Annotated in this window: 17 protein-coding genes; 11 read left to right on the top strand and 6 right to left on the bottom strand. The window is 49.2% G+C overall.

Annotated features, from left to right (window positions below):
* The first annotated feature begins 127 nt into the window (after nt 1-127).
* From lon to RNAN_RS19510, 8 genes are all read left to right on the top strand, one after another.
* Nucleotides 128-2,524, top strand: a complete 2,397-nt coding sequence (lon, locus tag RNAN_RS07315; RefSeq protein WP_008220338.1) for an endopeptidase La — start codon at nt 128-130, stop codon at nt 2,522-2,524.
* 210 nt (nt 2,525-2,734) lie between these two features.
* Nucleotides 2,735-3,007 (top strand): nucleoid-associated protein HU-beta, encoded by a 273-nt coding sequence (gene hupB, locus RNAN_RS07310; protein WP_008220336.1) that lies wholly within the window; start codon nt 2,735-2,737, stop codon nt 3,005-3,007.
* Nucleotides 3,008-3,228: 221 nt separating this feature from the next.
* Nucleotides 3,229-5,139: a SurA N-terminal domain-containing protein gene (locus RNAN_RS07305; protein WP_008220332.1), complete on the top strand. Its 1,911-nt coding sequence runs from the start codon at nt 3,229-3,231 to the stop codon at nt 5,137-5,139.
* 153 nt (nt 5,140-5,292) lie between these two features.
* Nucleotides 5,293-7,509, top strand: a complete 2,217-nt coding sequence (locus RNAN_RS07300; protein ID WP_008220329.1) for a type I secretion system permease/ATPase — start codon at nt 5,293-5,295, stop codon at nt 7,507-7,509.
* On the top strand, nt 7,506-8,909 hold the full coding sequence (locus RNAN_RS07295) for an HlyD family type I secretion periplasmic adaptor subunit (protein WP_008220327.1): 1,404 nt from the start codon (nt 7,506-7,508) through the stop codon (nt 8,907-8,909). The genes RNAN_RS07300 and RNAN_RS07295 overlap by 4 nt, the downstream gene beginning before the upstream one ends.
* Nucleotides 8,906-9,622 carry a hypothetical protein gene (locus RNAN_RS07290; RefSeq protein WP_008220326.1) on the top strand — a complete coding sequence of 239 codons (717 nt, stop codon included), beginning with the start codon at nt 8,906-8,908 and terminating at the stop codon, nt 9,620-9,622. Before RNAN_RS07295 ends, RNAN_RS07290 begins: the two co-directional genes overlap by 4 nt.
* Nucleotides 9,623-9,959: 337 nt before the next feature.
* Nucleotides 9,960-10,469 (top strand): hypothetical protein, encoded by a 510-nt coding sequence (locus RNAN_RS19090; protein WP_148275679.1) that lies wholly within the window; start codon nt 9,960-9,962, stop codon nt 10,467-10,469.
* Nucleotides 10,470-11,178: 709 nt separating this feature from the next.
* The gene (locus RNAN_RS19510) at nt 11,179-17,763 is read left to right on the top strand and encodes a calcium-binding protein (protein ID WP_272942683.1); all 6,585 of its coding nucleotides are present in this window, start codon (nt 11,179-11,181) and stop codon (nt 17,761-17,763) included.
* A 45-nt stretch (nt 17,764-17,808) separates the two neighbouring features.
* On the opposite strand, the gene RNAN_RS07280 is transcribed toward RNAN_RS19510, so the two are convergent.
* The 6 genes from RNAN_RS07280 to pspF are packed head-to-tail and all read right to left on the bottom strand — an operon-like array spanning nt 17,809 to nt 24,195.
* Entirely contained in the window at nt 17,809-18,576 is a 768-nt protein-coding gene (locus RNAN_RS07280) for an ATP-binding cassette domain-containing protein (protein WP_008220317.1), read from the bottom strand.
* Nucleotides 18,573-19,568 (bottom strand): peptide ABC transporter ATP-binding protein, encoded by a 996-nt coding sequence (locus RNAN_RS07275; protein ID WP_008220315.1) that lies wholly within the window; start codon nt 19,566-19,568, stop codon nt 18,573-18,575. The genes RNAN_RS07280 and RNAN_RS07275 overlap by 4 nt, the downstream gene beginning before the upstream one ends.
* The gene (locus RNAN_RS07270) at nt 19,568-20,464 is read right to left on the bottom strand and encodes an ABC transporter permease subunit (protein ID WP_008220313.1); all 897 of its coding nucleotides are present in this window, start codon (nt 20,462-20,464) and stop codon (nt 19,568-19,570) included. Before RNAN_RS07270 ends, RNAN_RS07275 begins: the two co-directional genes overlap by 1 nt.
* 1 nt (nt 20,465) lies before the next feature.
* Nucleotides 20,466-21,482 carry an ABC transporter permease gene (locus tag RNAN_RS07265; protein WP_008220311.1) on the bottom strand — a complete coding sequence of 339 codons (1,017 nt, stop codon included), beginning with the start codon at nt 21,480-21,482 and terminating at the stop codon, nt 20,466-20,468.
* Entirely contained in the window at nt 21,479-23,113 is a 1,635-nt protein-coding gene (locus tag RNAN_RS07260) for an ABC transporter substrate-binding protein (protein ID WP_008220309.1), read from the bottom strand. Before RNAN_RS07260 ends, RNAN_RS07265 begins: the two co-directional genes overlap by 4 nt.
* A complete protein-coding gene (gene pspF, locus RNAN_RS07255) occupies nt 23,110-24,195 on the bottom strand; it encodes a phage shock protein operon transcriptional activator (protein ID WP_008220307.1) in 1,086 nt (361 codons plus the stop codon). Before pspF ends, RNAN_RS07260 begins: the two co-directional genes overlap by 4 nt.
* Before the next feature lie 185 nt (nt 24,196-24,380).
* Between pspF and pspA the strand changes: the two genes are divergently transcribed.
* The 3 genes from pspA to pspC are packed head-to-tail and all read left to right on the top strand — an operon-like array spanning nt 24,381 to nt 25,721.
* Complete coding sequence (pspA, locus tag RNAN_RS07250; protein ID WP_008220303.1) at nt 24,381-25,052, top strand: phage shock protein PspA; 672 nt, start codon at nt 24,381-24,383, stop codon at nt 25,050-25,052.
* Between the two features lie 23 nt (nt 25,053-25,075).
* On the top strand, nt 25,076-25,312 hold the full coding sequence (pspB, locus tag RNAN_RS07245) for an envelope stress response membrane protein PspB (protein WP_008220301.1): 237 nt from the start codon (nt 25,076-25,078) through the stop codon (nt 25,310-25,312).
* Nucleotides 25,305-25,721 (top strand): envelope stress response membrane protein PspC, encoded by a 417-nt coding sequence (gene pspC, locus RNAN_RS07240; RefSeq protein ID WP_008220300.1) that lies wholly within the window; start codon nt 25,305-25,307, stop codon nt 25,719-25,721. Before pspB ends, pspC begins: the two co-directional genes overlap by 8 nt.
* Nucleotides 25,722-25,726 lie beyond the last annotated feature (5 nt).

Raw genomic sequence — 25,726 nt, 5'->3', positions numbered from 1 at the left:
GCGAAACGCCGCTGAAAAAAGGAGCTGATACAGCTCCTTTTTCGTATATGTAATTGAAGTTTTTAAAATGAACCCCATATACTGAAACATATTTGCGCCTGCAGTAACTAAATTCGAGAGAGAATCAATGACATCAGAACACGCTGAACGTTTGCATATGCCGGTACTGGCACTGCGCGACGTGGTCGTTTATCCGCACATGGTCATCCCGCTATTTGTCGGCCGGGCAAAGTCCATTAAATGCCTGGATGCGGCAATGGAAAATGACAAACAAATATTTCTGGTAGCGCAAAAAGATGCCACCCTGGATGACCCGGCGGCGACTGATCTGTATCAGGTCGGTACGGTTGCCACCATTTTACAGCTGTTAAAGTTACCCGATGGCACGGTAAAAGTGCTGGTTGAGGGCAGCCGCCGCGCCCGCCTGGCTGAATTTACCGAAACAGACAAAGCCTTTGCCGCCTACGTGGATATTATTGAAACGGCTGAAGTTGACAGCCGCGAGCAGGAAGTATTTCTACGCTCGGCGATTAACCAGTTTGAAGGCTATATCAAGCTTAATAAAAAGATCCCGCCAGAGGTGCTTACGGCGCTGACCGGTATTGACGATCCGGCACGTTTGGCTGACACCATGGCCGCCCATATGCCGCTTAAGGTTGAAGATAAGCAAAAAGTGCTGGAGATCTTCAACGTGACCGAGCGGCTGGAATACCTGATGGCGATGATGGAGAGTGAAATCGACATTCTGCAGGTAGAGCGACGTATTCGTAGCCGGGTGAAAAAACAAATGGAGAAAAGCCAGCGCGAGTATTACCTGAATGAGCAAATGAAAGCCATTCAGCGTGAGCTTGGCGAGCTGGAAGATGCACCGGATGAGTTTGAAACCTTAAGCAAGAAAATTGAACAGGCGCAGATGCCGCAGGAAGTGGCTGATAAAGCCCGTAGCGAGCTGCAAAAGCTCAAAATGATGTCGCCGATGTCGGCCGAAGCGACCGTGGTGCGCAGCTATATTGACTGGCTGAGCAATGTGCCGTGGAAAAAGCGCAGCAAAGTGAAAAAGAACCTGGCTGCAGCCGAGCAAATTCTGAATGCCGATCATTATGGTCTGGAAAAGGTGAAAGAGCGCATCGTAGAGTACTTGGCGGTGCAACAGCGGGTGAATAAGCTCAAAGGGCCGATTTTGTGTTTGGTCGGGCCACCGGGAGTGGGTAAAACCTCACTGGGCCAGTCGGTTGCCAAAGCCACCGGGCGTAAGTATGTGCGGATGGCTCTTGGCGGCGTGCGCGATGAAGCCGAAATCCGCGGCCATCGCCGTACTTATATTGGCTCTATGCCGGGTAAAATTATCCAGAAAATGGCTAAAGTCGGCGTGCGCAACCCGTTGTTCCTGCTTGATGAAATTGACAAGATGGCATCTGATTTTCGCGGCGATCCGGCGGCAGCACTGTTAGAAGTGCTGGATCCGGAGCAAAACACCGCCTTTAGCGACCACTATCTGGAAGTCGATTACGATCTGTCTGATGTGATGTTTTTCGCCACCTCCAACAGCCTGAACATTCCGGCAGCGCTGCTGGACCGGATGGAAGTGATCCGGCTGGCCGGCTACACGGAGGATGAAAAGCTAAACATTGCCAAGCAGCATCTTATTCCGAAGCAGATCGGGCGTAACGGCTTAAAAGTCAGTGAGATCCTGATAGAGGATAGCGCTATTATCGGCATTATCCGTTATTACACCCGCGAAGCTGGCGTACGCAGTTTAGAGCGGGAAATCTCTAAACTGTGTCGTAAGGCCGTGAAGCAGATTTTACTGAGTAAAAACCTGAAGCAAGTGGTGATTAACCAGCAAAACCTGGAAGACTTCTTAGGCGTGCAGCGTTATGACTACGGTAAAGCCGAAGACAGCAACCGGGTAGGGCAGGTTACCGGCCTGGCCTGGACCGAAGTGGGAGGGGATTTACTCACCATTGAAGCGGCTTCGGTGGTCGGTAAAGGCAAACTCACGTTTACCGGCTCGCTGGGCGATGTGATGAAAGAGTCTATTCAGGCGGCGATGACCGTGGTGCGCAGCCGGGCGGAAGGGCTTAGGATCAGCGAAGATTTTTACGAAAAGCGCGACATTCACGTGCATGTGCCGGAAGGCGCCACACCAAAAGATGGCCCCAGCGCCGGTATTGGCATGGTAACGGCACTGGTGTCGAGTTTAACCGGTAACCCGGTACGGGCTGATGTGGCAATGACCGGTGAAATTACCCTGCGTGGTGAAGTGCTGCCCATAGGTGGTTTAAAAGAGAAACTGTTGGCGGCGCATCGCGGTGGTATTAAGCGGGTGCTTATTCCCCATGACAACGTGCGTGACTTAAAAGATATCCCTGACAATGTGAAAGGCGATATCGAAATTTGCCCGGTAAAATGGATAGACGAAGTGCTGGAGCTGGCGCTGCAAGAGCCTTTAGCGCGTGTTTCAGTGCTGGATACGGCAAAAAATTCAGCAAAAAGCAAAAAAACGGAAAAAAATCCTGCATAGGGGCTTTTCATTCCCGTTGGCTGTGCTAAGTTATGGACAGTTTCGACCAAGCCCTTGTTATACAAGGGCTGCAGTCAAAGCCAGAATTATTAGTTTTGTCGCTTCTTTTGCTTGCAAGCATTCAGGATGCTTGTTATAACGAGGATGCTCACTTACAAAACTAATAACGTGTAGGTGTTGAAAATAATAACAATTGAAGGGGATGATATTGTGAACAAGTCTCAACTTATCGACAAAATTGCTGCTGGTGCAGACATTTCTAAAGCGGCAGCTGGTCGTGCTTTAGATTCGTTCATTGACGCTGTTACCGAAGCTCTTAAGGAAGGCGACTCTGTAGCATTAGTTGGTTTTGGTACTTACAGCGTACGCGAGCGTGCTGCCCGTACTGGCCGTAACCCACAAACTGGTGCCACTATTCAAATCGCTTCTGCGAAAATTCCTTCTTTCAAGCCTGGTAAAGCGTTAAAAGACGCATGTAACTAAGCTGAAGCGTTGCCGCTAAGGTAACGCTCAGGTTGGGAGTGCTGTGAGGTTTGCATGCTGGTGCGGCAGACCAAACAAGGTAGCCTAAACCCGCCACCGTCGCCTCCCAAGGCTTCTCTAAAAAAAGCGCATCTGTTAAGATGCGTTTTTTTTTACGGCAACATCAAACCGGTGTTGTTGCCCTTTGGCGGCTAAAAGTTGAATAAAGAGATTGCGCTAAGATGTTAGAAAGAATCAGAGAAGGCTCACAGGGAATTATCGCTAAGTCTATTTTAGGCTTAGTGATCCTGACATTTGCATTAGCCGGTGTTGGCAGTTATTTAGCTACGCCAGCCGAGACTAATGTGGCGGAAGTTAACGGCGAAAAAATCAGCCGCCAGGATTTTGAACAGGCATTTCAAAATGAACGTGCCCGTATGCAGCAGCAATTCGGTGAAATGTACGCGGCGTTGGCCGCCGATACGGCTTACATGAATAATTTCCGCTCAGAGGTGTTAGAGCGTTTGATCGATGAGAGACTGCAGCAACAATACGCTGACAGTTTGGGCCTGCGTGTCAGTGATGAGCAGGTGCGTGATGCCATCAGAGCGATGACAGAGTTTCAGATTGACGGTCAGTTTAACAATGACCGTTATCTGGCGTTACTGCGTCAGGCCGGTTATCAGCCTGAGCAATTCCGTGAGCTTATTCGCGAGCAAATGTCGCGTAATCAGTTGGTAATGGGCTTACTGGGCAGTGAGTTTGCTACCGCCAAGGAAATGCAGCTGCTGTTAAAACTGCAACAACAAACGCGTGACATTAGCTTTTTACGGTTTAAAGCAGCGGATTACGCCGATCAGGTGACTGTCACCGAGCAAATGCTGCAAGATTACTACACACTTAATCTGGCCCAATTTGAAACCGAACAGAAAGTGGCCGTTGAGTATGTCGAAATCTCTGCCCAAACTTTGGCGGCTGAGCAGCAAGTAACAACAGATGAAATTGCCGCTTACTATGACGCCAATAAAGCCCGCTACACCCGCGAAGAGCGCCGTCAGGTGGCGCATATCATGCTGGAGTCAGAAGAAGACAATGCTGAGGTGGCAGCGCAGGCTGAGCAACTGCTTAAGCAACTAAACGACGGTGCAGACTTCGCCGAGCTGGCTAAAGCCAACTCAGCGGATACCTTCTCGGCAGAAAACGGCGGCGTATTAGATTGGTTGGCGCCCGGTGATATGGACGCTGATTTTGAACAAGCTGCTTTTGCCCTTGAGACCCAAGGTCAGTTAAGCCAGGTGGTGAAAAGTGCTTATGGCTATCACATCATAAAATTAGTGGCGCTGGAACCGGCTCAGGTTAAACCTTTAACTGAAGTGTCGGCAGAAATTGCCCAGACCTTAAAACAAGACCGTGCCACAGCAGCGTTTTATGAGCTGCAGCAGCGTCTGGCCGAAGTAAGCTTTGAAGTGCCGGACACCCTTGAGGACGCCGCGGCTGCTGTAGGGCAGAAAGTGATTACTACCGGCTTGTTTGGCCGTAACGAGGCAACGGCACCGTTAAATGAGCCTGCGGTACTGACCAAGTTGTTTGAAGCTGACTTTATTGAGCAGCGGTTAAACAGTGAAGTGATAGAGCTGGGTAAAGAGCGGGCCATAGTGGTGCGGGTAAAAGATTACCAAAGTGCACGCACACAAAGCTTAGACGAAGTGAAAGCGCAGGTAGAGTCTGCAGTGCGTGCCGAGCAAAGTGCACTGCTGGCGAAACAGCAAGCTGAAAAGGTATTGGCCGAGATTGCCAACAGCAGCCTGGCTGAACAAGCGCAAGCACTGAATATGACGCTGGAGCAATCCGCTGACACGCCACGCTTTGGCGGTACTTTAGATGGTGAAATTCGCGCCAAAGCCTTTGCCATGGCCCGTCCGGTCGATACTGCATCGACTGAGTTAGCTACCCTGGCCAACGGTGATGCAGCCTTAGTGTCAGTAACGGCGGTAAAAGACGCTGAAGTAACGCTGGTGCCAGATAATGCCCAGCTTGACCGCTTAGCCGACCAGCAGGCAGAGCAGGCCTACAGAGCGCTGATAGCGTCTTTAAAAGCTAAAGCTGAGATCAGCCGCAATTTACGTGCAGCACAAAGCACAGAGCCGATGTAACCACATTGGTGATATAAAAAAACCGTGGCAAGCCACGGTTTTTTTATTGCTTAAACATTTATCAGAATATTAAAAAATGTAACGCAGGGCGTTTATTTTTTTAACTCGAGACATTAGTATGCAACCCTTATTATTTAGTGATAAAGGGAACTTATGTCACAGAATTCGCCATTTGCCGTTGGCGTGCAGTGTCTGGCTATTGTTGCCCGCATGCAGCAAACCCCTGCTGAAGTAAGTAGTTTACTGCGTGAGTTTACTCCACAATCTGATGATTTAAATGATATTTACCTGGTTAAGGCCGCTAAAAGCTTAGGCTTTAAGGCTAAGTTTATTGCCGTAGCCCCTGACAAATTAGACGCCCTGTTATTGCCGGCAGTGGGTAAAACCCAGGATGGTGGTTACTTTATTCTGGCACGAATTAAAGACAATAACGCCCTTATTCAGAATGTTACAACCGGCCAGGTGCAAAGTGTTCCTTTAATAAATTTGGCGAAAATGTGGACAGGCGAGCTGTTGCATTTAACCAAGCGCGCCAGTTTGCTGGATGATAAAACCCGCTTTGGTTTTCGCTGGTTTATTCCGGCGCTGATTAAATACCGCCATCTGTTTGCCGATGTATTGATGGCATCGTTTTTTATTCAGCTAGTCGGCCTGGCTACCCCCATCTTCTTTCAGGTCACGATTGATAAAGTGCTGGTGCACAAAGGCATGACGACGCTGGATGTGTTAGCGGTTGGTTTTTTTGCGGTGATTACCTTTGAGGTGCTGCTAACCGCGCTGCGCACCTATGTGTTTAGCCATACTACTAACCGGGTGGATGTGGAGCTGGGCGGCCAGCTGTACCGGCATATGCTGTCGTTACCGATATCTTACTTTGCTGCACGGCGGGTCGGCGACACAGTAGCGCGGATTAAAGAGCTGGATAAGGTACGCGAGTTTATTACCGGCTCGTCGCTGACCGTGGTGCTGGATGTATTGTTTAGCGTGGTGTTTTTTGCGGTGATGTTTTATTACGCGCCGCTACTTAGCTGGATAATCGTTGGTTCTATTCCCTGTTATATCCTGCTGTCGGTGTTAATAACACCGACCTTACGGGCGAAACTGGAGCAAAAATTTCAGAAAAGCGCCGAGAATCACTCGTTTTTAGTGGAATCCGTATCTGGCGTTGAAACGGTAAAATCGCTGGCGGTCGAGCCGCAAATGCGCAACAAATGGGAAGAAAAGCTGGCCGATTATGTCGCCAGCTCGTTTGACGCCTCGCATATCAATAATATTTACGCCAGCATTGCCAATTACATTAATAAAGTGGTGTCGTTATTAACGCTGTATTTTGGTGCCATTGCGGTAGTAGAAGGCAGCCTTACCGTTGGCCAGTTTATTGCCTTTAATATGCTATCGCAGCGCGTGTCGGGCCCTATTATGCGGCTGGTTAACCTGTGGCAGGATTTTCAGCAGGCTAAAGTCTCGATAGAGCGCTTAGGTGATGTACTAAATGCGCCGACAGAGCCGGGCTATAACCCTAACCGCACCGCGCTGCCGGCCGTGCAGGGCCAGGTCAGCCTGCAGCAGGTGAGTTTTCGCTACCGGCCGGACTCGGCGCCGATTTTAAATAACGTCAGCATGGACATTGCCGCCGGCGAGCGTATCGGCATAGTTGGCCGCTCTGGCTCAGGTAAAAGCACGCTCACTAAGCTTATTCAGCGCTTATATGTGCCGCAAGGTGGCCGGGTGCTGATTGATGGTATTGACCTGGCATTGGTTGAGCCCGCCTGGTTACGCCGTCAGGTGGGCGTGGTGCTGCAGGAGAGCTTTTTATTTAACCGCAGTATTCGCGACAATATTGCGCTTAGCGACCCGGGCAGCAGTATAGAGCAGGTTATCCAGGCGGCAAAACTCGCTGGGGCGCATGAGTTTATTTGCGAGTTATCAGAAGGCTACGACACTGTCGTCGGTGAGCACGGCGCCAGTTTATCCGGTGGTCAGCGTCAGCGCTTAGCTATTGCCCGCGCGTTAATTGCTAACCCGAAAATCCTGATTTTTGATGAAGCCACCAGTGCGCTGGACTACGAGTCGGAGCGCATTATCCAAACCAATATGGCGCAAATCTGTGCTGGCCGTACCGTGTTTATTATTGCCCATAGGTTGTCTGCGGTGCGTGACTGTAACCGCATTATTGTGATGGACAAAGGCCAAATTGCCGAGCAGGGCAGCCACACAGAGCTGCTAAAGCAGCAGGGTATTTACCATTACCTAATGCAAATACAGCATGGCGGGCCAGCAGCGGCGGCTAACCCAAACCACACCTCTGCAGCAGTGCAGGTGGCCAGTTTACTGCCGCAGGCTGTGGCCGGTAAAGGAGAGCGGCCATGATGCAAAACCAACACGCGGCTAATGCGACTACAGCGGCAACAGCAGAAAACAGCAGCGCGGCATCTAATGTTGTTGAGCTACCGCTGGCAAAACGCTTAAGCCGCGAGCAATTAAGCTTTTTACCGGCAGCACTCGAAATAGAAGCGGCGCCACCAGCCCCTTACAGCCGCATTATCCTCTGGGCCATTATGGTACTGCTTGTGTTAGCCATAGCCTGGGCCTGCTGGGGCCAAATTGATATTACCGCCAGCGCCCAGGGCAAGCTGGTGCCAGGTGCCAAAGTAAAAACTATTCAGCCGCTTAATGCCGGTGTGGTGCAGCACATTCATGTGCGCGAGGGGCAAAAAGTACAGGCAGGCGATGTGTTGCTAACGCTGGACGGCACTATCGCTGAGGCTGACTTACAGCGTTTAACGCTGCAGCTGAATAGCGTTAAGCAGGATATTGCCCGCACTGAGTTATTACAGCAGCGGCTGCAACAACGGCAAAGCCAGGCAGATATCACTGCATTATCACTGCCACAACAACAGGCGCTTAACAGCAGCTGGCAGGAATATCAGGCGAAGCAGCTTAGCGTACAGCGGCAAATCGACAAGCTGGACGCCGAAGTGGCGACCACCAAGCTCAATATTGGCCGCATTGAGAAAACCTTGCCGCTGATCACCGAGCAAGCCGATAGCGTGCAGCAATTGCTGGCCAAATCATTGGCCTCACGCAGCCAGTATTTAGAGCTGGAATTAAACCGCATTAATCAGGCCGAAAGCTTAACTATTGAACAGGCCAAACTGCAGCAGCTGGCCGCCGCCATTAACGAAGCCAAACAACAACAGCAGGTATTACAAGCTGAGTTTCAGCGCCAGCTTAGTGATGCACTAAACCAATACCACCGTGATGCCAGCACTTTGGAACAAGAGCTAATCAAAGCACAAAGCACCAACGCCCAGCAGCAATTGCTGGCACCGGTAGATGGCACCGTAGAGCAATTAGTGCTCACTACCATCGGCGGTGTAGTCACCCCAGCACAAGAGCTGATGCGCATCGTGCCCAAAGATCAGCAACTGGTCGCCGAAGCCTGGCTGCTCAACAAAGATATCGGCTTTGTTGAAGTGGGGCAAACCGCCGAGTTAAAGCTGGAAAGCTTTGAATTTACCAAATACGGCGTGATAGACGGCGAAATTATCGATATCTCCACCGATGCAGTGGAAATGGAAGGTGTCGGCTTAGTGTTCCCGTTAAAGGTTGCCTTAAAGCAGCACAGTATTAAAGCCGGTAGTAAAACCGTGCCCTTAGGTTCGGGTATGGCGGTAACGGTAGAAGTAAAAACCGGCCAGCGGCGGATTATTGAGTTTTTATTGTCACCGGTGATAAAGGCGGTGGATGAAGGGATTAGGGAGCGATGAGATTAAATGCTTTTAAGAAATGGGCGCTGATTATTGCAGGCTTTATTGGTGTGTCGCTATTACTGGGCTTTTTACTGCTGCTGGGAATGTATTATTTAACTCGCTCGGTGCAGCATTACAGCGCCTGTGAGGTGATTGAATTTACTGTGGCCGGTGACACTTTCCGTGTACCACCAAACTATATCTGGTCAACGCGTGGGCTTATGGGCTGTAAAGCCGAAGGGGTTAATCTGCATGCAGCCTACCCGGATATGCTACCTATTACCAAGGAGGAATCGGCATCACCGGGCTTGGGGATAGAAATCACATTTGTAATTGGCGAGCGAGGGCCAAATAGCGTTGGGGCTAGGGCTTTTGCAGAGCAGCAAGGTTTTTGGAAACGGGCACAGCCAGAGGTTTTTCATGATCTTTGGATTTGGACTTCGAGCGTATCTGAAGATCGTCTGTATGTGATGCCCAAGTCTGAAGTCTACGACAAAGTAAATTTTTCCTGTAGTACAGACGGAAGTGTTCCTTACCCATCCTGCCGAGGTTTTTACAACTATAGCGACGATATTTATTTCTCATTCTCATTCTCATTTTCATTTTCAAAAGATTACTTAACGGATTGGCAGTTGATTACTGATCGACTGGCGGCTTTGGTCGACAAATTTAAAGTCACAGACGATTTAATAAAAGAAGAAAAGGAAGAAAATAATGCAGTTAAGCAGTGAGGTATTGGCACAGTTACAACAGGCTGTGGAAAATAAATAATTAATTGGGTTAGATCAAAATTAAATGGCAATTCTGCTTTTATTTTATTTTGCTGTGAATCTATTTTGGTAACGGTAGGCATAAAACCGGCCAGCGGCGGATTATTGAATTTTTATTGTCACCGGTGATTAAGGCGGTAGATGAAGGGGGTAAGGTAGCGTTAAATGATAATTTAAAAAGCATTGATATTTTCCTTGATGTTTATGTCTGGCGTTCTCTGGTTTATGAGTTAGAGTTGGGCACAAGTAGAGTGCTTAGTGTTTAATTAATTTTTTAATACTGGCTTATAGGTGGTTTATGTTTTTTTGGTCGGTTTTTTTGTTTGCTCCAGCTGCCGTTATATTTTTTGGGGGAAAGTATAGGTGTTATGTTTCATATTACTTTGGGTTATTGTTATTTTGTTTTGTCTTTTTTGTTTCCTACCAATCTAGCGTTTTTGGTGATGGTAAAAATATTGATGACGATATTTATGTCTTCAGTGTTCATCCTGCGTTAGTCAGTTATTACAAGTTGGATGGGGTTACGTGTGATGGTGATAGTTGTGGTGTAGATATTAAATCAGTTTTTTCACCTACTGAATTTTCTATGTGTTCAGTAAGTCATAGAAAAAGTAATGGTGTTGACATGCTTGCTGTTAGAGCGCGTTTTGCAGTTTGCAAAATATATTTGGCCCCCTTGCCTGGTCGAAATGATCTGATACTAAGAATTGGTGCGGATTCATTGGTTGGTTATTTGATTTGTACGTTTTTTATATTTGTATTTTTTATTTGGTCAATTGTTTTAAATAATAATGGAAGGAGAGGTTAGTTTTATGGAAGGTTATAAAGCAACTGTTTTTGTTGACAGTTCAACTCACGAAAATTCAGAAGGTTATCATGTTTGGGTTGTTCTTACGGATGCTGATGGTAACAGTTTCCAATATAGCTATGGCCCTGCAGCTGATGGTTTAGGTAATACGATTTATGGTCCAGGCGCAATGCGGGACTATAGTGAACCAATAGGTCGTGATGATTATAGAGTTGAGATGCATATTACACAAGAAATGTATGATGGTATGAAGTTAATGGGAGACTCGCTTAAAAACTCCCCACCGCCCTACTTTCTTGTCGATAGCCCAAATCTTCATCATTCAATTTTAGGCGATAACTGCGCAACAGTGGTCAATAAGATACTGCAAGCAGGGGGCGTGAACAACTTTCAAAATTTCTTTACGCCAACCCAATATCAAGCTCATATCGAATCAATACAGGCATTTAATTCTGTCGTAGATAGCTTTTCGAGTTACGCTGATAACTTTCAAGATTATGCTTCTGATTTATCAGTAAAAATTGCTGATACATTACATAGTTTTTCAGAAGGGCTAAACGACGGAATAAATTGGGCTGGTAATTTAGCTGAAGGTATTTACAACTGGATGATCTCAAGTCCTGTTCCGGATTCAACCCCAGGTTCCTTTGAATCGTTGATTTTAGACAAGTTGCTAAACTTTTCGAACAGCCTATCCAAACTGCAATCTTTGTTTGGTTTCGATGCACCTGGCAGCTTTACAGACAATATCAACAATCTTTTCAATATGCTCGACCGCGCCACATATGCGCTTGACCCTTTAGTATTTGACTTAAACGGCAACGGTATTGAAACCGTAGGTGTGGCTGACGGGGTATTATTTGACCATAACAATGATGGTATACGCAGTGGCACCGGTTGGGTAGCACCAAGTGATGGTTTGCTTGTATGGGATATTAACGGCAACGGCACCATTGACAGTGGCCGGGAGTTGTTTGGCGATAATCACTTGCTGTTTTCTGGCACTGCTGAGGAGCGGTTAGCTCGGGACGGCTTTGAAGCTTTGTTACATTACGACGTGAATGCTGATGGCGTTATTGACAATAACGATGCCATTTTTGCAGATTTACAGATTTGGCAGGATGTAAACCAGGATGGTATCAGCCAGTCTACTGAGCTTTTCAGCCTTAGCGAATTGGGTATCGCGTCCATAAATATGGAGCTGCTACGTTCTGGTTGGGCGCTCGGCAACGGTAACCGAATGGACAGTTTTGCTCATTTTACGCGAGAAGATGGCACCGAGGGGCAGGTAGGTTCATTGTTTTTTGCCGCGAATAACTTTCGCAATAACTTTACCGATACTATTGAACTCACCGATAGAACTGAAAATTTCGCTAACATCGATGGCACCGGAGGCTTACGCAATTTGCGTGAAGCGGCCACCCAGGATGGCGTATTGGCGAGCTTGTTAGAGCAATTTGCCCAAACCACAGATCCCGCGCAGCAAAAAAGCCTTGTTGATGCCATTTTATGGCAATGGCATCTAAGCGCAGCCACGCCAACCTTGTATCAAGACGTAGCGCATGGCAATCACTATGCTTTTACCGTGGTTCAAGGTGAGCTGGCCGGCAAATACAGTATTTTGGAAGCTTTTAACGGCCGTCAAATTGAGCGAATGCAGACACAGTTAAATAATAATAATGGCTATGAAGGTTGGTTCACGCACTTTATGCCTTATGCGCAGTATGAGGACAACAGCAGAGAGGCTTGGACGCAATACGATACAGTTAAAGCTATTGAATTAACGTACACAGAATTGCATCGGCAATTGTTTGATTTGCTTCAATATCATCAAAGTCTTGAGCACATTAGATCTTCACTCGAAAGCATCAGTTACAGTTTTACTGCTGAGGGTTTAGTGGCTGATTTTAGTTCGATGCACCAACAGCTAGTTGAACATATCGCGCAAAACCCTGAAGTCGGCTTGGCTGATTTGACTATCTTCATCCGACAATATGGCGAATTACTGGTTGAAACTGGTTGGACGGCAACACCTTTATTTGACCAGCTTTCTGCTGACGTATTTAATGGTCAAAGCTGGTTAAGCTTTCTACCATCAGAGCTATTGACCGTGCTGCCAGAGGGGGAGTTGCAGGGGATTGCAGGCACGGTGCAACTGATAAAAGCAGACGCGCAATCTGTCGGTGCTGTTCAAGGCACTGAGGGCAACGACATTCTGGTAGGCAGTACTCAGGACAATACGTTTAATGGCGGTAATGGTGACGATATTCTGATTGGCGGAGGTGGCCGTAATCATCTGCAGGGCGGCTCTGGTAGTGATGTTTACTTAGTCGCAGCCGGCGACAACAGTACTATTGATAATTTTGATAACTCAGCAGATAAAGTTGATGCCATTCAGTTTGCTGAGGGGATTAGTGCTTCTGACGTTCAGGTCAGGCGAAGTGGAGCTCACTTGCTTCTTGAATATGGTCGCATGGCTTATGTTACTGTAATTAATTATTTTTCCGATAATGGTGAAAGTGATTATAGGCTGGAAGAAATTCGTTTTGCCGATGGCACCGTGTGGCAATATTCTGATGTATCAGCTTTAGCCTTGCACGGATCTCATTGGGGCGATTCTTTAGTGGGAAGCGATGGAGATGATGAGGTATACGGCGGGCAAGGCGATGATATGCTGTTTGGTTCAGACGGGAATGATACCTTGCTTGGTGAGGAAGGCGACGATCAGCTATATGGTGATGGCGGTGACGATGTGCTGGATGGCGGTGCCGGTAATGACAAACTATACGGCGGCGAAGGTAATGACACCTATCTGTTTGGCCGTGGTGATGGTCAGGACACTATTTATAATCACAATAGCGCAGATCACAATAATCCGTTAAGCCATGACCGGCTGCTATTTAAAGCCGGCGTTGCGCTGGAGGATGTCGAGTATTTCCGTTTACATAATGATCTGGTATTTCGGATTGCCGGTAGCACGGACACGATTACTGTAAGTGACTGGTTCAACAATACTGGCAGTTATAAGTTGCAGGCAGTGGAATTTTCTGATGGCCGTAGCCTGAACCTGGCTCAGGTAGAGCTTGATGTACAGACCATTCATGGTAATGCAGACAATAACCACTTGCATGGCTTTGCTACCGATGATGTGCTGTACGGCCATGCAGGCGATGACAGCCTATATGGCAATGCCGGTGATGATGTGCTGGATGGCGGTGCCGGTAATGACTATCTGTATGGCGGCGCTGGTAACGATACTTACTTGTTTGGCCGTGGTGATGGCGAGGACACCATCTACAATTATGACACTGTAGATGAGCTAAACCCTGATAGCCACGACCGTTTAGTGTTTAAAAACGGCGTTGCACTGGAAGATGTTCGCTACTACCGCTCAGGCAGCGATTTGGTATTTAGCATAACCGGTACTACTGACACAGTGACAGTAAGCAACTGGTTTAGCAGCAACGGCAATTATAAGCTGCAGGCGGTGCAGTTTGCCGATGGCCGGCAATTTGACCTGGCACAGGTTGAAATAGACGTACGCACCATAACCGGCGATGACAACGATAACTCGTTGTATGGTTTTGAAACCGATGACATATTGGATGGTGGTGCCGGTAACGATAGCCTGTATGGTGGCGATGGCCAGGATGTACTGATTGGCGGCGCTGGCAATGACCAACTAAATGGCGGAGCCGGCAGTGATGAATATCACTTTAGCCGTGGTTGGGGCCAGGACATCATTTATAACCACGATACAAGTATAAATAAGACCGATGCTATTGTATTTGGCCAAGGCATTACCCCGGCAGATATCCTAATTACCCGCTCAGGCACCGACCTGATATTGACGTTGAATGATAGCACAGACCGCATTGCAGTGAGCAGCTACTTCCAGAACGATGGCGCCAGTGATTACAAACTGGAGGAAATCCGCTTTGCCGATGGCACGGTATGGAACATTGAACAGATCAAAGCGATAGCGATGCAAGGTACAGAGGGCAACGATACTTTGTATGGTTATGCAACAGATGACGTGCTGCAGGGCGGCGCAGGCGATGATATGTTGTATGGCCAGGATGGCGATGATGAATTACAGGGCGGTGCGGGTAATGATGAATTACACGGCGGCAAAGGTAAGGATTTATTGTTTGGTGGCGATGGCAATGACAGACTGTACGGTGGCGACAGTGATGACGTGCTAAACGGCGGTGCAGGCAACGACTGGCTTGAAGGTGGCTCTGGTGTTGATACCTATGTTTTTCAGCAAGGCAGCGGGGATGATATTGTCTTTGATCCATGGGACGCCAGCATTTTCAAGTTTCTTGATACAGACTCCCAACATATTGTTATACGCAGGAAAGTAGACGAAGTCGTGCGCGATGGAGTAGTGGTAAATCATGTGCCTTTGACAGATGCACTGCTGGTTAATAATTTGACCGGTGATAACGTTACAATTAAAAATTTCTTTGGTAGCTATGGTATCGGGCGAAACTTTATTACCGACAGTCGATTTGAATTTGCTGATGGTGTGAGTTGGTTTGGAGAAGAACTTAACGCCAGAGCGCTTTTAGGTACGGCTGGTAATGATACCATTCAATCTATTCGACAGGGCGGCACGATAACGGCAGAAGCCGGTGATGATAGAATTTATGGTGACGTTGGTAATGACTTTGTCTATGCTGGTTCTGGTAATGATTATATCCTTGCAACGAAAGGCAATAACGAGCTATACGGCGAAGACGGCAACGACCATATTATTGGTACCGGCTTGCTGGATGGTGGTGCAGGTGATGATGTGCTGGAAGGCCGAGGTTCTGACATTCTGCGCGGTGGCGACGGCAACGACACCTTAATTGCCCATAGCGATGCCTGGACCAAAAACAGCAATATTCTGGAGGGCGGCAAAGGCAATGATACTATTTACGGTGGCTTTGGCGACGATACTTATATCTTTAACTTAGGCGATGGCGCAGATGTAATAATTGAACGCCGTCAGGGTGAAGCCTACAGCAATGTTGAAGCATCGAACGATACGCTGCAATTTGGTGAAGGCATTGCGGCGGATGATTTGATGTTTATCCGCAGTGGCAGTGATTTGCTTATTCGTCACAGTAATGGCACAGACAGCATCAGGGTGCAAAACTGGTTTGCTGGCTCGGCGCATTACCAGCTTAACTTACTGACCTTTGCCGATGGTACTGAGTTGACTGCAGCACAAGTTGAAGCACAGATGGTTACCTTTGGTACTGAAGGCGAGGACAGCTTGTTTGGCTCGGCACAAGTGGATGTGATTTACGGCGAAGCCGGCGATGATTATATCGATGGCCGCGCTGGTGACGACAAACTTTATGGTGGCGCCGGTAGCGATACCATAGTGGGTGGCGCGGGCAACGACTTACTGGTTGGCGGTACCGGTGATGACAAATATGTCTATAACCCGCAAACTGGCCAGGACACTATTGATAATACCGGCGGCGGTTTTGATGGCGTATTCTTTACCAATGGCATCGATGCATCACGGCTTAGCTTTAGCCAGGATGGCGACGATTTAGTTATTCTGGTTGATGGTGATGAAACACAAAGTGTAAGGGTACTAAACCACTTCTTAGGTGGTGAGGCGGCCATAAGCTATGTGCAGCCAAGCGGCGGCTCTATGCTGACGGCAGCACAGATTGCTGCCATTATTGCCGCTGGTGACGAGGAAGAGCCAGAACCAGTAGACCCTACCGAGCCGACCCCCACAGACCCTGTAGATCCTACTGAGCCAGGTGATGGCGAACCCGAGCCGGGCGATACGGTAACGCCGGGGTTGGGAGGTGATGATCAGCTAACGGGTACTGCCGGCAACGATGTGTTGCTGGCCGGCGCAGGCGATGATGTGCTAAACGGCTTGGCGGGCAATGACCGCTTATTTGGTGGCACTGGCAACGATACGTATATTTATCACTCAGGACAGGACGTTATTACTGAAGCAGGCGGCACCGATAAGCTTATCTTCAGTAACGGTATTACCTTTAATCAGGTTGCATCAGGCTTAATGAAGAGTGGCAATGACCTTGTGCTTCGGGTAAATGGTAACGCTGCGAATAGTGTAACCCTGACTAATTTCTTCCTCGGGGGAGACCATTTAGTCGAAAGCATTGAGTTTGAAACCGGCGGCAGTATTAGTGCAGCACAGATTTTTGGCGCCTTCGGTTTGCCGGTGCCAACAGGTGAATCACCAGCAAATAATCTGATCAACGGCACCGCAGGCAATGACGTGCTGAACGGTTCTGCTGGCACGGATGTTCTGACGGGTTCGCACGGAAACGATACGTTAAACGGTGGTGCTGGCAATGATACCTTGATCGGTGGCCGGGGTAACGATACGTACGTATTTAGTGCCGGCGGTGGCCACGACACTATTGATAACAGTGGCGGGGGTGAAGATGTGCTGCTATTTGAGGGCATCAGCTTTAATCAGGTAGCCAGTGGTTTAATGAAGTCAGGTAATGACTTGGTATTAAACATTGGCGGAGGTAGTGACAAAGTTACCTTGAAAAACTGGTTCCTTGGTGGCGATTATGTCGTACCAACCATCCGTTTTGCTGCCGGTGGCCAAATTACCGCTAATCAAATCTTTGGTGCCTTTGGCCTGAGTAATCCCAATCCACAAGGTTCGTTGGCCTATACCGATTTACCGGATGAGCGTGCCTTTGGCAATGTGTTTGTTGGCACCGGTGAGACAGAAAACATTGTCGGCTCGTCTGATGATGATTTTATCGACGCTGGTAATGGCGATGACATCCTTAACGGCGGTGCGGGCAATGATTACCTGCTGGGCGGTCGGGGCAACGACACTTACCTGTTTGGCGCTAATGACGGTAATAACACCATTAACAACTATGATCCGACGACAGGGCGCACTGATGTACTGCGATTTGCGCAGGGAATAAACCCGGGCGATGTATCGGTGCAGCGTGATGGTGACAACTTGCTGTTAGCGGTCGCGGACACCAGTGTAACAGTGGTGAATTATTTTGCCGACGCAGGCGTCAGTGCTTACCGGTTAGATCAAATCCAGTTCGCTGATGGTACTGTGTGGGATAGCAATAGCGTAACCCAACAGCTGGCAGCTGCAACAAGCAGCATGGACTGGCAGTCGATGGCGTACGCCGAGCAACCGGACACTGTTGTAGATAGTCGCTATGCCAGCCTGGTCGACGCATTAAATGCGTTTGATGGTGCAGATGACGCTGAAATTGGCGGCAACTTAGCCCTGCAGCCTAAGCTGGAAGAGTTATATTACTAAATGCCAGTAACATAAATTAAAAAACCGTGGCTTGCCACGGTTTTTTTATGCAATGGCGCTGTTGATCAGTTTACGGCTGTAATCGTGCTCGGCGTGCTCAAACACATAAGCCGTTTCGCCATAATCCAGCGCTTTGCCCTGATGTAATACCAATAAATCATCGGCAATATGTTTAACCAGGCGCAAATGGTTGGTGATTAACAAATACGCCAGCCCGGTGTTTTGCTGCAGTTCCAGCAGCAGGTTGACAATTTGTGCCCGTAACGACGGATCTAAGGCTGTCAGGGCCTCATCGAGGATCAACAGCTTAGGGTCAAGGATCAGGGCCCGGGCCAGCGCCACGCGCTGCAGCTGACCGCCGGAAAACATATGCGGATAATATTCACTGTGTTCGTCTAATAGCCCGAGTTGTTTCAGTGTTTGCTGAATTTTTTGTTTGCGCGCAGTCACATCCATGGCAGTGCTAAAGCGCAGCACATCATCCAGCATCTGGCCTATCTTCTGCTGCGGATTGAGCGATTTCGCCGCATCCTGAAAAATAAACCTTACCTGATGGTTGTACTGCCGGTAATGTCCCAGCTGGACTTCGGTGTTATCCAGCAGGATGCGGCCTTGATCCGGCTTTTCAATGCCCACTAACAGCTTGGCCAGGGTGCTTTTACCCGAGCCGGTTTCGCCCACCACCGCCAGCGTTTTTCCCTGTTGTAAGCTAAAACTGATGTTATCCAGTGCTTGCACAGTGCGATAACGGAATAAGCCGCTTTGCTTGCGATAACTTTTGCAAAGCTGCTGTACGTCTAACAGGGTACTCATGGCTCTTTGGCTCCGGTGAGCGGAAAATGGCAACTGTAAAAATGGTTTTGCAGCCGCTCCAGCGTTGGGGTTTTTACGCATTCTTTGCGTGCATTGGGGCAGCGCGGGCCTAAACGGCAACCTATCGGCAAGTGCTGTAGTACCGGTATGCTGCCCGGTAGGGCATAAAGCGGTGTTTTCGGCTGTAGGTTAGGTTGAAACTCCGGCACGCTTTTAATCAGGGCATGGGTGTAAGGGTGATAGGGCTGCTTTAAAATCGCCGCCGTTTCACCGGCTTCTACCAATTGGCCACAATACAGCACGCTTAAGCTCTGGGTGTAACGGGCTATACTCTCCAGCTCGTGGCTGATAAGCAGTACCGACATGCCTTTTAGCTGATTAAAACTGGCCAGTAAGCGAAACAGCTGGGCTTGAGTGGTGCTCTCAAGCGCCGTGGTAGGCTCATCGGCAATTAATAACTTAGGGTTTTTCGCAATCGCCATGGCGATCATGATTTTCTGACAAACCCCTTCAGATAATTGAAACGGATAGCTTTGCAGCACACTTTGATGGTCACGAATACCGACTTTGTGCAACAAACCAATAGCCTTACGCCGGCGCAGGTAACCACGTTTCCACCAGGGGCCGTCCAGCAAGTGGTCGGGTATGGCTTCTTCCAGTTGCTCCAGAATATGAGCGGTCGGATCCAGGCTGCGGCTGGGCTCCTGATAAATCATCGCGATATCGCGGCCGATAATTTTTCGCTGCTGCTCATAGGGTAAGCTCAGCATATCCTGACCGCGCCAATTAAAGCGGTCGGCGCTGATTTGCCAGCGTTTATTTAACACACCAACAATAGCCTTGGCCACCAGGCTCTTGCCTGAGCCCGACTCGCCGACCAAGCCGCGGGTTTCCCCTTCGCGCAGGCTAAGATTTACTCTGTCTACTGCCCGCACCAGGCCATCGGCGGTATTAAGCTCTATGGTCAGGTTTTTAATATCCAGTAATAACATTAGTTTTCCCGCCGCTTTTTGGCTGCTGTACGCAAGCCATCGCCCACCAGATTCACCGATAATACCGCCAGAAAAATCAGTAAGCCGGGTATAGCAACACCGGCTGGTGCTATGTATATCAGATCCAATGAATCGGCGATAATAGCACCCCATTCTGCGCTGGGCGCCTGGGCACCGAGCCCAAGAAAGCCTAAGGCGGCAATGTCTAAAATCGCGGTAGATAATGCCATTGTTGCCATTAAGGTGAGCTTTTCCCAGATATTGGGTATCACAATGCGGCTGAAGATTTGCCAGTTATTGGCGCCATCCAGCCGGTAGGCGATAACGTAATCCTGGCTTAATTGCTCGGCAATCGCATTGCGAATGCCGTGCACAAACTGGGGCAATAAAGCCAGCATAATCGCCCAGGTGGTGTTAAGCAGGCCAGGGCCCAAAATAGCGACGATAATAATGGCCAGTAGTAGGGAGGGGATGGTCAGCGCCAAATCAAGAATATGGTTAAACACGCTGGACTTTACGCCCCGGCTCATGCCCGCCAGGGTGCCGAGCAACAATCCCATTAGCAACGCCCCGATTACTGTTATCACTGCGATACCAAAGGTGTAACGGGCACCCACCAAAATACGCGAGAACAAGTCGCGGCCCAAATCATCAGTACCCAGTGGATATTGCACTAAACCCAGCTCAGACCAGGAAGGAGGTAGCAGCAATAAAGCGTCATTTTGCCAATAAGGGCCGTGCGGCGTAATCAGCGGTGCCAGTATGGCCAGGGCAAAGAACGCAGTAAACAGAATAAGGCCAGCCACAGCGCTGTGCTGGCGGGCAAATTCACGCCAAAGCTGTGACAGCGGCGAGCGGGCCAGTTGCTCATCAGGAAGCAAGCGAAAGCGTGGCATCTTAACGTTTCCTCGCCAGCGGGTTAAATAAGGTGTGCAAAATTTCCGTCAGCATGTTTACGGTGATCACCAGAGTAGACACCACCAACAGACCGGCCTGGATAGCCGGATAGTTGCGCTGATAAATACTGTCAATCAGCCAGCGGCCAATACCCGGCCAGGAGAAAATGACCTCGGTGATCATCGCCAGCGTAATCAGGGTGCTAAATTGTAAGCCAATTTGGCGGATCACCGGCAGTAGCGCGTTGCGCAGGCCATGCCGGTACAATACCTGCGCCCGGTTAAGGCCTTTGGCCCGTGCCGTTTTAATGTAGCTTTGCTCCCACACTTCCAGCATCGAGTCACGGGTAAAACGTATCATAACCGTAGTCGGGAAGGTTGCCAGCACCAAAGTTGGCAGTAACAAATGCCGTAGCGCATTATATAGCGCAGCCTGTTGGTGTGGGCTGTCGGCCAGTAAGATATCCAGCAGCATAAAGCCGGTTACCTGATTAATCTCGTATAACACGCCAATGCGACCAGCGGTTGGCAGCCAGCCCAGCCCTAGCGACAGCACCATAATCAGCAATAACGCCCACCAGAACACCGGGATCGAATAGCCGGCTACCGCCAGTGCTGAAATGGCTTTGCTAAGCAGGCCATCAGGCTTGATGGCTGCAGCAATACCCAGCGGTATACCGATGACAAAAGAGATAAATAACGCATAGGCTGCCAGTTCAATGGTTGCCGGCAGTAAAGGCAGCATCTCTTTTAATAAAGGTTGCTGACTGGCAAAAGACAGACCCCAGTCACCGCTGAAAATCCGCCCCAGATAAGCCAGATATTGGCTCAGATAGCCGTGCTCCAGTCGGTAACGCGCTATTACCTCTTGCATTTCAGCTGCGGGTACGTCGCGCAGGCCACTAAAATTTTGCCAGGCCTCGCCCGGAAACAGATAAGCCAAACTAAAGGCGAGGATACTCAGCGCAATAAACACAAAACCGAGTAAAAATAAGCGCCGCAATAAGTACAGGATCATGGTGCTTCCTTGGTGGCGCCAGCCAGCGCAATACCGCCGTACGGGTTTATCTCTACACCGCTAATTCTGCTATTAAGTGCCTGAAAGCGTTGCGAGTGCGCTATGGGAACCAGTGGCATCTGCTCACTCAGATACTGCTGCGCGGCCATGTAAAAACTGCGGCGCTGTTTTTGGTCGGCGGTTAACAGTGCCTGGCCTATTAAGCGGTCAAAGGTTTCATCGCACCAGTTTGCTCTGTTGGTGCCGGTTTGTGCTGCACTGCAGCTAAGCAGCGGCCGGAAAAAGTTATCCGGATCGGCGTTATCGGCCGACCAGCCAATTAATACCGAGTCATGCTCATTTGCACCCAGCTTACGGCGAAAGCTGTTCCATTCATAAGATACGATGCTGGCTCTGACACCAATTTGGGCCAGATCTGCTTGCATCAGCTCGGCCATTTTCAGTGCATTGGGGTTGTATAACCGTTGTACCGGCATCGCCCAGATATCCATGCTAAAGCCATTGGCAAAACCGGCCTCTTTTAGCAGCTCCCTGGCCCGCTTTGGATCAAACCCTGTGATTGCCAGATCGTCATTATAGGCCCAGGAGGTAGGTGGCAGCACCGAATTGGCACGGGTAGCGTGGCCAAAATACACCGCCTGCAAAATGGCATCGCGGTTGATCGCCAGCGCCAGCGCCTGGCGCACTTTTACATTATCAAACGGCGGCTTGGTGGTGTTAAACGCCCAGAAGCCCACATTCATGCTGGTACTTTCCTGCACATCGACATCTGGCCGCTTACTGATAAGGCCAAGTTCGGCCACGCGCGGAAAAGCCACTACATCGCATTCATGGGTAAATAATTTGGCCATCCGCCTGGCGTTATTGGGCACAATATCAAATACCAGTTGCTCTGGTTTTGCCAGCTCACGCCAGTATTGACGGTGGCGATAGTAACGGATCAGTACATCTTTTTGATATTCCTTAAACCGAAACGGCCCTGTGCCAACAGGTTTGCTGTCAATAAGCTGTGGCGTGCCTGCCACCAGTAACTGGGCACCATATTCAGCTGATAAAATAGCAGCAAAATCAGTGGCTAAGTTAGATAAGAATGAACTGTCCGGCCGGTTCAGGGTAAAACGCACCTGATACTCATCCAGCGCTGTAACACTGTTAACCAACGCGGCCCAGTCGACACTTTGAAAAAACGGATAATTGCCACCGCCTTGCCGATGAAACGGATGCTCGTCCTGCATGATGCGGTTAAAGGTAAACACTACATCTTCGGCGTTAAAAGGCCGGCTGGGGCTGAAATACTCGGTGCGGTGAAATTGCACGTCGGGGCGCAGAGTAAACCGGTATTCGAGCCCATCACTGCTGACCTGCCAGCTTAGCGCCAGGCCAGGTAACAGCTCGCCGCTGCCAGGGGCAATGTCCAGTAAGCGGTCATATAACTGCTGACTAATCGCATCAATAGTGGTGCCTGAGGTCACCAGTTGTGGGTTAAACGACTCGGGCGAGCCTTCAGAGCAGTATACCAGGCCGCTGCGCAGCGTATCGGGCAGCGGTGGTTGACAGGCGCTTAGCATTAAGCCCGCTGCTAGCAGAGCAGCGCGGCGCCCCCCTTCAGATGCTTTCTTGTTCAGCATCATGCTTGTTGGCTTTCCAATAACTGATATTTTTTCATATAGCCACGCAGTTGATGGTAAGTCAGGTTGAGCAGCTCCGCTGTCTTTTTCTGATTGAACTGACTAGCCGCCAGCGCCTGTTTTATCAGGTTTACTTCAAAATCCTGTGACAGGGTTTTAAAATCCTGTACCTGACTAAAATCAAATTTATCGGCTTTAGGCATCATTAGCGCATGTTGCGGCGCTGTTACCGGGTTTACCGGTTCAGCCGCTGCAGTGGGCTGCGGGGCCTGGCGTGCGGCTTTAATGCGCTGTTTCGGCCGGTACGGCGACTCAAACGGGTCTAACTGAATATGATGCACCGGCACATAGGCATTATTGGTGCGGTATACGCTACGCTCGACCACGTTTTTTAGCTCGCGCACGTTACCGGGCCAATCATATTCCAGCAGGGTGCGCTTGGCTTTCTCGCTAAAGCCACTGAATAGCTCCAGACCAAGCTCACGCGCCATATTAATAGCAAAGTGTTCTGCCAATACCAGGATATCTTCACGCCGCTCGCGCATCGGCGGCAGGGTAATGACGTCAAACGCCAGCCGATCGAGTAAGTCTGCCCGAAACTCGCCGTGCTCGGCCAGTGTCGGTAAGTCTTCGTTGGTAGCACAAATCAGCCGCACATCGGTTTTTATTGCCCGGCTACCGCCTACCCGCTCAAACTCGCCATACTCGATAACCCGTAACAATTTCTCCTGCACCAGTGCCGGTGTATTGGCCAGTTCGTCTAAGAACAAGGTGCCGCCATGGGCGCGCTCGAAGCGGCCCTCATGGCGTTTACTGGCGCCGGTAAAAGCGCCAGCTTCGTGGCCGAACAGCTCACTTTCCAGCAGGTTTTCATTTAATGACGCGCAGTTCAGCGTTAAGTATTGTTGATCCCAGCGCTGTGATAAAAAGTGCAGGCGGGCGGCAATCAGCTCTTTACCGGTACCGCGCTCACCAATAATTAACACCGGTTTGTCCAGTGGCGCAATTTGTGACACCTGATCCAGCACATTCAGAAAGCTGTTAGACTGGCCCACCAGATTATCTTGTTGGAATTTTCGGTTCATGGCGTGCTATTAGTTGGTTAAATTGGCTAATTAGTAGTGTATTTCATAATGCCGGGTAGCAGAAGCTTTTGCGAAAAATAAATAAAAGCTGTTATTAATCATTGCTTTATTATGGCTGGCAAAGTTGGCAAGAAAACTGAATAAGCTAGCCTGTACTAATACAGTCATTCATAGAGGTAAATATTATGGGTATTTTTTCACGCTTCTCAGACATAGTGAACTCAAATATCAACGCTTTGTTAGATAAAGCCGAAGATCCGGAAAAAATGGTGCGCCTGATCATTCAGGAAATGGAAGACACCCTGGTTGAGGTGCGCTCGTCATCGGCTAAAACTATCGCCGAGAAAAAAGATCTGCAACGTGTAGTCACCCGTTTGCAGGAGGAAGTGGCCGACTGGCAAGCCAAAGCTGAGCTGGCGCTGAGTAAAGAGCGCGAAGACTTAGCCCGTGCGGCGCTGATTGAACGGCAAAAAGCGGCCGACCAGGCTGAGACCGTAGCGGCAGATATAGCTAACCTGGACGAACATATCAGCAAGTTGCAGGATGAAGTCACCCAACTGCAAGAAAAACTGGCTGATGCCAAAGCCCGGCAAAAGTCGATGCTGATGCGTCAGCAAACGGTAGCCTCGCGCCTGGAAGTAAAGAAAACGCTGGACAGCAACCGTATCAATGATGCGATGTATAAGTTTGAACGTTACGAGCAAAAAATTGATACTTTAGAAGCTCAGGTAGAAGCCTATGATTTAGGTAAGAAAACCCTGAAAGACGAGTTTGCCGAGCTGGCAGCGCAGGACAAAATTGATAATGAACTGGCGGCATTAAAGGCTAAAGTTAATCAAAAAGGTAAAGACGCCTGATCTTCAGGCGTTTAGGAGCAGACATGGATATTACCGAGGTCATTGGCATCCCGTTTATTTTGTTCATGATTTTTGTGGCGCCAATCTGGGTCATTATGCATTACCGCAGCAAAAGTAAAATGGGACAGGGCTTGTCGGATCAGGAGCTGACACAGCTAAATGATTTGGCACAGCGGGCAGAGAAAATGGCAGATCGCATAAAAACGCTGGAAGCGATTTTAGATGCAGAAAGCCCCAAATGGAGATCGCAGCATGACTAAGCCAAAACGTGAGTTGCTGCGCGATGACGCCAACGGCAAAATCGCCGGTGTTTGTGCCGGCATCGCCGACTACTTTGGCTGGGAGCTGTGGCTGGTGCGCATCGTAACGGTATCAGCGTTTTTCCTTGGCGCCGGTGGTTTGGTGCTGGTGTTGTATATCGCCGCCTGGGTGGTGCTGGAGAAAAAATCCAAAGCGGCGCTAAAGGCTAATACTATCGACAGCAGCCCCTTGCCTGCTGAAAAAACGGTGGAAGTAAAAACCCGCCTCTGGCAGCGCGGTGAAGCGCCAAAAGAGGCTCTGCAACATATTAATAGCCAGTTTAACCATTTAGAGTTGCGGCTACGCGATCTGGAGCGTCATGTTACCTCGGCCCGGTTCCAGTTAAACCGCGAATTTAACAACCTTTAACCAGG

Source organism: Rheinheimera nanhaiensis E407-8 (genome assembly GCF_000296695.1).
Taxonomy (GTDB): domain Bacteria; phylum Pseudomonadota; class Gammaproteobacteria; order Enterobacterales; family Alteromonadaceae; genus Alishewanella; species Alishewanella nanhaiensis.
The sequence above is the reverse complement of the archived record's forward strand: the minus strand, read 5'-3'. Positions and strand labels throughout refer to the sequence as shown.

What these genes read in the sequence shown, in the direction of transcription:
- pspB (WP_008220301.1), top strand. Translation starts at nt 25,076, where the DNA reads ATGGATATTACCGAGGTCATTGGCATCCCGTTTATTTTGTTCATGATT.
- pspC (WP_008220300.1), top strand. Translation starts at nt 25,305, where the DNA reads ATGACTAAGCCAAAACGTGAGTTGCTGCGCGATGACGCCAACGGCAAA.
- lon (WP_008220338.1), top strand. Translation starts at nt 128, where the DNA reads ATGACATCAGAACACGCTGAACGTTTGCATATGCCGGTACTGGCACTG.
- RNAN_RS19090 (WP_148275679.1), top strand. Translation starts at nt 9,960, where the DNA reads ATGTTTTTTTGGTCGGTTTTTTTGTTTGCTCCAGCTGCCGTTATATTT.
- RNAN_RS07275 (WP_008220315.1), bottom strand. Translation starts at nt 19,568, where the DNA reads ATGTTATTACTGGATATTAAAAACCTGACCATAGAGCTTAATACCGCC.
- RNAN_RS07295 (WP_008220327.1), top strand. Translation starts at nt 7,506, where the DNA reads ATGATGCAAAACCAACACGCGGCTAATGCGACTACAGCGGCAACAGCA.
- pspA (WP_008220303.1), top strand. Translation starts at nt 24,381, where the DNA reads ATGGGTATTTTTTCACGCTTCTCAGACATAGTGAACTCAAATATCAAC.
- RNAN_RS07265 (WP_008220311.1), bottom strand. Translation starts at nt 21,482, where the DNA reads ATGATCCTGTACTTATTGCGGCGCTTATTTTTACTCGGTTTTGTGTTT.
- RNAN_RS07270 (WP_008220313.1), bottom strand. Translation starts at nt 20,464, where the DNA reads ATGCCACGCTTTCGCTTGCTTCCTGATGAGCAACTGGCCCGCTCGCCG.
- RNAN_RS07300 (WP_008220329.1), top strand. Translation starts at nt 5,293, where the DNA reads ATGTCACAGAATTCGCCATTTGCCGTTGGCGTGCAGTGTCTGGCTATT.
- RNAN_RS07280 (WP_008220317.1), bottom strand. Translation starts at nt 18,576, where the DNA reads ATGAGTACCCTGTTAGACGTACAGCAGCTTTGCAAAAGTTATCGCAAG.
- RNAN_RS07305 (WP_008220332.1), top strand. Translation starts at nt 3,229, where the DNA reads ATGTTAGAAAGAATCAGAGAAGGCTCACAGGGAATTATCGCTAAGTCT.
- pspF (WP_008220307.1), bottom strand. Translation starts at nt 24,195, where the DNA reads ATGAACCGAAAATTCCAACAAGATAATCTGGTGGGCCAGTCTAACAGC.
- RNAN_RS07290 (WP_008220326.1), top strand. Translation starts at nt 8,906, where the DNA reads ATGAGATTAAATGCTTTTAAGAAATGGGCGCTGATTATTGCAGGCTTT.
- RNAN_RS07260 (WP_008220309.1), bottom strand. Translation starts at nt 23,113, where the DNA reads ATGATGCTGAACAAGAAAGCATCTGAAGGGGGGCGCCGCGCTGCTCTG.